Raw genomic sequence first — 599 nt, 5'->3', positions numbered from 1 at the left:
AGGTTTTTTCATGAATAAAGTTAGGCGTTTTCATTTGAAGACTCAAGTGTGGCCTATCATTATTATATGTTTCTATTGATTCTTTTATCAGAAGCTCGAGTTCCTTACCAGTATTGCATTTATTGATGAGGAATTCTTGTTTAAGGATTCCGTTGATTCTTTCTGCCATAGCATTTTGATAGCAGTCATAGCCATCTGTCATTGAAGGTTTAATCCTATTTTTCTTCAAGTTAGACTGGTAAATAGCAGAACAATATTGTAATCCTCTATCAGAGTGATGGACTAAAGGAAGTGATGTTCTTCTTTTAGTGAGAGCCATCTCAAGAGCCTTTACCACATTTTCTGAAGACATATCATCACTAAGCTTGTAGCCCATGATCTTACGACTAAAGGCATCAGTTACCAGGGAAAGATAGTGAGTACGCTCCTTACTTTTTATATAAGTTATATCACTCACAAAATATTCTTCAGGACGGATTGCTGTTACTTCTTTCATGAGGTTCGGGTACTTCTTCAACCAATGTTTGGAGTGGGTAGTTTTAGTATAACTTTTTGTTGATCTGATCAGCATATTCTCTGATCGCAGATATTTAAACAGA

1 protein-coding gene is annotated in these 599 nt (G+C 35.6%); it reads right to left on the bottom strand.

Annotated elements, in window-relative coordinates:
* Positions 1–599: IS3 family transposase (locus tag HC175_RS16490; protein ID WP_235942652.1), on the bottom strand; the 599-nt coding region annotated here is incomplete at both ends.

This window comes from Salinimicrobium oceani, from assembly GCF_012037645.1.
Note: the sequence above shows the minus strand (reverse complement) of the source record. Positions and strands in the feature narration are given on the sequence as shown.